Source organism: Myxococcus sp. AB056, from assembly GCF_006547365.1.
Lineage (GTDB): Bacteria > Myxococcota > Myxococcia > Myxococcales > Myxococcaceae > Myxococcus > Myxococcus virescens.
Genome location: NZ_VHLB01000103.1, coordinates 22,716 through 28,960 on the forward strand (window position 1 = coordinate 22,716; position 6,245 = coordinate 28,960).

At 73.4% G+C, this 6,245-nt stretch carries 4 protein-coding genes; 1 reads left to right on the forward strand and 3 read right to left on the reverse strand.

Features of this window, described 5'->3' with window-relative positions; genetic code table 11:
- Positions 1 to 26 precede the first annotated feature (26 nt).
- A complete protein-coding gene (locus FMP39_RS31565) occupies positions 27 to 1,400 on the forward strand; it encodes a wax ester/triacylglycerol synthase family O-acyltransferase (protein ID WP_141593782.1) in 1,374 nt (457 codons plus the stop codon).
- Between the two features lie 7 nt (positions 1,401 to 1,407).
- Here FMP39_RS31565 and FMP39_RS31570 read toward each other — a convergent pair whose 3' ends face one another.
- The 3 genes from FMP39_RS31570 to FMP39_RS31580 form a co-directional block, all read right to left on the reverse strand.
- On the reverse strand, positions 1,408 to 2,808 hold the full coding sequence (locus FMP39_RS31570) for a sigma-54 dependent transcriptional regulator (protein ID WP_194858640.1): 1,401 nt from the start codon (positions 2,806 to 2,808) through the stop codon (positions 1,408 to 1,410).
- Entirely contained in the window at positions 2,805 to 4,337 is a 1,533-nt protein-coding gene (locus FMP39_RS31575) for an ATP-binding protein (protein WP_141593783.1), read from the reverse strand. Before FMP39_RS31575 ends, FMP39_RS31570 begins: the two co-directional genes overlap by 4 nt.
- Positions 4,338 to 4,358: 21 nt before the next feature.
- On the reverse strand, positions 4,359 to 6,245 hold a 1,887-nt coding region (locus tag FMP39_RS31580), incomplete at its 5' end, for a FrgA protein (RefSeq protein WP_141593784.1).

Genomic DNA, 6,245 nt, shown 5'->3' on the forward strand with positions numbered 1-6,245 from the left:
CGGCCTTCACCGGGAGGTCGTGAGACATGGCGGCGCAGGAGCGGATGTCGAGTGTGGACGCGCTGTGGTTCCACATGGAGGAACCCGCCAACCTGATGATGATTACCGCCGTGCTCTGGTTCGAGGGCCGGCTGGACTTCGAGCGGCTGCAGGCGGTGGTGCGGGAACGGCTGGTGGAGCGCTACCCCCGCTTTCGCCAGCGCGCGGTGGCGGGACTCGTGGGCCTGCCGCAGTGGGAGGAGGTCGCCGAGCTCGACCTGGACTGGCACCTGTCGCGGCTCGACGTGCCCCCGCCCGGGGACCGCGCCGCGCTGGAGTCGCTGGTGGGGGAGTGGATGAGCACGCCCCTGGAGCGCTCCCGGCCGTTGTGGCAGTTCCATGTCATGTCGGCCGCGGACGGGCACGACGTGCTGCTGGCGCGGCTGCATCACTGTCTCGCGGACGGCATGGCCCTGGCGCGGGTGCTGCTGACGCTCACGGATGGGGCGGAGGCGGAGCTGGCCGCCGAGACGCCCGAGCCCGCGTCGAGGCCTTCAACCGGTGGGCTCGCGAGCTGGGTGCGTGGGGCTCGGGCGGTGGCGGGGACCGCGCGCGCGGTGTGGCGCAAGGGCGCGGAGCTGGCCGCGGAGCCGATTCTCGTGGGCGACCTGCTGGTGCAGGGCGCTCGGGGCGCCGCGGCCATGGGCAAGTTGTTGGTGATTCCGCCGGACCCGCGCACGTCACTGCGGGGGCCGCTGGGGACGCAGAAGCGCGCCGCCTGGTCGGACCCGGTGCCGCTGGAGCGAGTGAAGGCCGTGGGCCGCGCGCTGGGCGGCACGGTGAATGACGTGCTGCTGGCGGCGGTGGCGGGCGCGCTGCGGCGCTACCTGGAGTCGCTGGGGGAGCCACCCGAGGACCTGCACGCGCTGGTGCCCGTGAATCTGCGGCCTCTCGACGTGCCCGTGCCTCGCGAGCTGGGCAACCACTTCGGCGTCGTCTTCCTTCGGCTGCCCGTGCAGCTGGGCACGCCTCAGCGCCGGTTGCAGGAGCTGGTGCGGCGGATGGAGCGGCTGAAGCGCTCGCCGGAGGCGGTGCTGACCTTCGGCGCGCTGGAGTTGCTGGGGTACACGCCAGCGGCGCTGGAGCGGTGGGTGGTGGATACCTTCGGCTCCAAGGCTTCGTTGATTGCCACCAACGTGCCCGGTCCGCGCGCGGCGGTGTCCCTGGCGGGCAGCCGGCTGGAGGGCCTGACGTTCTGGGTTCCCCAGACGGGCCATCTGGGGTTGGGCGTGAGCCTCTTCAGCTACGCGGGGCAGGTGACGGTGGGCGTGGCGGCGGACGCGGGCCGGGTGACCGACCCGCATGCGCTCATCCAGGCCTTCCACGAGGAGCTGGAAGCGCTCGCGACCGAGCGTGACTGAGGGCTGACTACAGCAGCTCGTACTCCTCCAGCTTGTTGTAGAGCGTGCGCCGGCTGATGCCGAGCAGCCGCGCCGCCAGCGTCCGGTTGTCGCCCGCGCGCTTGAGCGCATCCACCATCGCCTGGCGCTCCATCTCCTTGCGCTGGGACTCCAGGGTCCGGGCGGAGTCCGTGACAGGCGCCGTTGGCGTTTCCTGGGCGCTGACGGAAGGCGTCGCGGCAAAGGGGGCGGGGGTCAGGCCTGGCTGGCGCGCCAGCTCTTGAAGGACTTCCCGCCCGCCAATCACCTGCGTGTCGGAGAGCACCACCAAGCGCTCCAGGAAGTTCTGGAGCTGCCGCACGTTGCCGGGCCACGGCTGGGCCCGCAGCGCCGCGAGCCCGTCGGGCATGAGGGTGAAGGGCGGGCGCCCGTTCGTCTTCGCGTGGACCTCCAGGAAGTGCAGGGCCAACGGCTCGATGTCGTCCGGGCGTTCGCGCAGGGCCGGTATCCACACGGGCACCACGTTGAGGCGGTAGAAGAGGTCCTCGCGGAAGCGGCCTTCCTTCACGCGCTCTTCCAAGGGCTGATGCGTGGCCGCCACGAAGCGGACGTCCACCTTCACCGTTTGCGTGCCGCCCAGCCGCTCCAGCTCGCGCTCCTGGATGACTCGCAGCAGCTTCACCTGGACGGCGGGGGAGATGTCGCCCACCTCGTCGAGGAACAGCGTGCCGCCATGGGCCAGCTCCACGCGCCCGGGCTTGCGCGTGGCGGCGCCCGTGAAGGCGCCCTTCTCGTAGCCGAACAGCTCGCTCTCCAGCAGGGTGTCCGGCAGCGCCGCGCAGTGCAGCTTCACGAAGGGGCCATCCCGCCGGGGACTGGCGTCGTGAACGGCCTTGGCCGCCAGCTCCTTGCCCGTGCCGGACTCGCCGCGCAGCAGCACCGTGGCTGTACCGGCCGCCGCCTTCGCCAGCACGGCCTGCACGTCCGCCATGGCCCGGCTCTGGCCGATGAAGCCTCCCGTGGGCCGCACCTGCTGGCGCGCCTCCTCGCCCTGCGCGCGCAGCAGCGCCTTGCGGACGGTGAAGAGAATCTCCTCCCGGTCGAAGGGCTTGAGCACGAAGTCCGCGGCGCCCGCCTTCATCGCCTCCACCGCCAGCGGCACCGTGCCGTGCGCGGTGAGGAGGATGACGGGCACGTCCGGCCAGCCGCGCGACACCTCCGCGAGCACCTGCAGGCCATCCATGCCCGGCATGCGCACGTCGCTCACCACCACGTCCACCGGCTTGCTCGCCAGCAGCGCCAGGGCTTCCTGCCCGTCGCGCGCCGCATGCGTCGTCAGGCCCGCCTGCGTCAGCAGGGCGCCCAGCACCTTGGCCACGGCGGGGTCGTCGTCGACCAGCAGCACCGTGCCTCTCAATGATTCGTTCAAGCAGCTTCTCCCACGCCTGCGCCGCCCAGGCTCGCGTCCGTGACGGGCAGGCGCATCCGGACCACCGTACCGCGCCCCTCCCGGCTTGTCAGGAGCACCTCGCCACCGTGCGCTTCCACCACGCGCCGGACGAAGGCCAGCCCCAGGCCGCTGCCCGAGGCCTTGGTGGTGAAGAAGTCGTCGAAGGCACGCTCGCGCGTTCGAGCGTCCATGCCCTCGCCGGTGTCCTCCACCTCCAGGGCCACGTCGGCACCGTCACGCAGCGCGCGCACGGTGAGGGTGCCACCTCCGGGCATCGCCTCGCAGGCGTTGCGCACCAGGTTCTCCAGGGTGTTGGCCAGCAGGTCCAGGTCTCCCGCGCAGGGGGGCAGGCCGGCGGCCAGCTCCCGGATGATGACGACCTTGCCCGGGCTGGCGAAGGCCTGGAGCGACAGCACGCCCTCCACCAGCCGGCGCAGGTCCACCGGCTTGGGCAGGGGCTCCACGCGCGCCAGCCGCTGATACGTGTCCACCACCCGGTCCAGGCGCTCCACCTGCTCCAACAGCAGGTCCAGGAACTCGCCGTGCCCGTCCCACGGACGCCCGCGCGCGTGCTCCTCCTTGAGGTACTGCGCGGCGCCCTTCATCGCGGCGATGGGGTTCTTGAGGTCGTGCGCCATCTGCGCGGAGAAGCGGCCCAGCGTGGCGAGCTGCTCCAGGCGCTCGCTCCGGCTGACGTAGGCGGTGACGCCCCGGCGGGTCGCGGCCACCAGGGCGAACGTCACCGCCGTGGTGCAGATGATGAGCGTGCCCGCCTGCGCGACGAAGAGCCGCACTACGGCGAGATAGGCCAGCACCCCCAGCCCCGCGATGCCCGCCGCGTGCAGCGCCAGCCGGGGCGCGCCCGGGTCGTCTCCGAAGAGGCCGAAGCGCAGCGCCGCGGTGGCCATGACCGGCAGGCCCAGGAGCGTGCCCACGTGGCCGAGCCGCACTACCTCCAGGCCCAGCTCCGCCGCCAGCTCCGTCATCAGCAGGGCCACCACCAGCGTGAGCCCCAACAGCACCAGGCCCGCGCGGGCGCGCTCGTCCGGGTGTCGCGAGCGCAGCACGTGCAAGCCCAGGAGCGCGAAGCCTCCACTGAGGATGGGAATGGCCAGCGCGGAGACCAGCAGCCCGAAGCGCAGCGTGAGCAGGTGCGCCTCCAGCATGGGCGCGCCCAACGCCACCAGCATGGCGAGCGCCAACACGCCGAAGAGGGCATAGGCGCTGTACATGGCCCAGGCGAGGCTTCGTCGCCGTCCCACGAAGGACAGGATGAAGTGCAGCGCGCACGGCACCGTCATCAGGCCCGCGGTGAAGCCCACCAGCCGCCAGCCGTCCTCATCCGCGCGCACCAGCGCGAAGCCGGAGAAGTTCCACGTCGACAGGGCGATGGACAGCAGCGACAGCGGCAGCGCCAACGGACTCTTGCCCACGCGCACCAGGGCCAGGCCCGCCAAGGCGAGCTGGCCCGCGCAGGCCAGGAGGCTGATCCACATCCCACCCGTCATGGGGCGCTCCGATGCTGGGGACTAGAGCATGCCCAGCCGGCGCGCGTTGGCCGGCTCCACCGCCGCGGCCTCCCAGCGGCGCACCGCCTGCTCGCGTTCGGCTTCGGGGGCATCTGCGTAGTAGCCCAGCGTGTCGTGCAGCGCGCGGCTCAGCTCCTCGATGGCCGCCAGTCGCACGTCCAGCTCGCGGTGGCGCAGCGCGGAGACGAGCCAGTCCGCGCGACGGCGGCTGCGATTCTCCGCCCACCACGCCGACCACTGACGCGCATCCAGTCCCAGCGTGGCGCGCGTTACTTCCCGCAGCGCCTCCGCCGCGGCCTGGGCGCACATCTCGTCGTCGCCGCCCGTGAGGCGGATGAGGCCCTCAATCGCGTCGCGGTCATGCAGCGTGCCCAGGGCGCGCGCGGCCAGCGAGCGGCGCAGCGGGTCTCGGCTGCTCAGCTCGTGGCGCAGGTCGCGCAGGGCGGCGTCCAGCCGGGGGAGCTGCTTGAGCGCGGCGGCGGCCACGCGCGCGGCGCTGGAGATGTCCGGCTCCAGGTCGAACAGACCGCGCAGCACGCCGTCCACCAGCTCCACGTAGGGGAGGTTGCCGGCGGTGAGCAGCGCGAAGTAGCGCGTGTCCGCGTCCTGGGAGTCCAGCAGTGGCGACACGGCCTGCGCGGCGGGGCGGCCCAGCCGGGACAGCGCGCCGGGGATGGGCCCCAGCTCGTCCGCCTCGGGCAGCTCCACCACGGGCAGCCGGCTCCAGGCCGTGGGGCCGGGGAAGTGCTGGGCCAGCACCCGGGCGCTGGCCTCGGGCGAGCGCGCCAGCTCCGCCATGGCGTTGGCGCGCTGCGCGGCGTCCGGGCCGGTGAGGCGACGCAGCAGCGGCGCGAAGTCCGGCGGCGGGCGCTCCTCTTGTGACTGCGCGCGCGGCGGCAGCGCGGCGGCGCGGCCCATGTTGCCGGTGGCACCTCGGCCGAAGAAGGGGCTCCAGCCCAGGCCGGCGACCACCGCGGGGGCCGGCGCGGGCGCGGCGGCCACGGGCAGGTCCACGTCGATGGTGAGCTCCACCTCGTCCGGCGCGCGCAGCTCCGACACGCGCTGCTTGCGGAAGAGGATGAGCTCCTGGAAGGCCGCCGGCAGGTCCTGGCAGAACAGGATGTAGTCGGACAGGCGGCGCTGGCTGATGGGCCGCTGGCCACAGTCACCGTAGAGGATGGCCACCAGCCGGCCCTTCACCTCGACCGGGTACAGGAAGACGGTGCGCGGCGTCTGGCGTCCGAACAGCTCCAGGTAGTGCCGCGTGAGCGCGTCCGGAGGCAGTGGGCCCGCGTAGCTGCCGCGGGTGACGGCCACCGTGCGGAAGACGCTGCTGGCATCCAGCGGGATGGACACCTGCGTGAGCTGCTCTCCCGCCATGCCGTCGCCGCGAGCCTCCAGGCCCGTGGCGCCGCCCCGCAGCACGGCGAAGGAGGCGACGTAGTCGAAGGTCCTGCGGCCGAAGCGCAGCGCCACGTCGATGAGGCGGTCGCGGTCCTTGGTGGCTTCCTTCAGCGCAGCGCGCGCCTGGGCCAGCGTCCAGTCCGGCACGTCCTGGCTCGCGGGCGGAGCAGAGGGACGGCTCTCCAGCGCGGCGGGCTTGGGACGGGGCTGCGGCGTGTTCTGCGCGGCGCCGGGGTTGGGGAAGACGAGGAACGCGGGCTCGCTGCGCGGAGCCGCCGCGGGCTTCGGCGGCGGCGCCACCGGCGTGGCGAAATGGAGCGTGGGCGGCGCGGCCGGCTGTGCGGGCGCGGGGGGCCACACCTGCGGCGTGCCGCTGGCGCCGGCCTGGGCCGGTGGCCACACCTGGGGCTGTCCCGAAGCAGGGGCTGCCGGGCCGGACTGCGCCGGGGCGCGTGCTCCCGTCGGGGCCGGAGGGGTGGAGGG